The sequence below is a fragment of the Hydrogenophaga intermedia genome, from assembly GCF_023715105.1.
GTDB lineage: Bacteria > Pseudomonadota > Gammaproteobacteria > Burkholderiales > Burkholderiaceae_C > Hydrogenophaga > Hydrogenophaga intermedia_A.
On the sequence record NZ_JAMBNO010000139.1, the window covers coordinates 1 to 255 of the forward strand.

The window sequence follows — 255 nt, forward strand, 5'->3', positions numbered from 1 at the left end:
TGGGCCAACAGGCCGTGATACGACCCGGTGGACTCCATGGCGATGAGTGCATAGGCTGGTATCTGCGCAAGCCAGTTCGAGATGCTTGCAGCGTCGTTGGCAATGCAGTGCACTCGTCGCTGATCGCCTGTGGCAATGACGAGTTCGGCTTTGGACACGTCCACGCCGATGAACAAGCTGGGTTCTTGCATGGCTACACCTCCGATTGGACAATTTGCCGTGTCGGGGTGCAGCCCACCAACCACGTTGGCTTGC

Annotated in this window: 1 pseudogene; it reads right to left on the reverse strand. The window is 58.8% G+C overall.

Annotated features, from left to right (window positions below):
* A pseudogene (locus M3149_RS22935) lies at window positions 1–191 on the reverse strand (hypothetical protein); the annotation flags it as partial.
* Window positions 192–255: the final 64 nt, after the last annotated feature.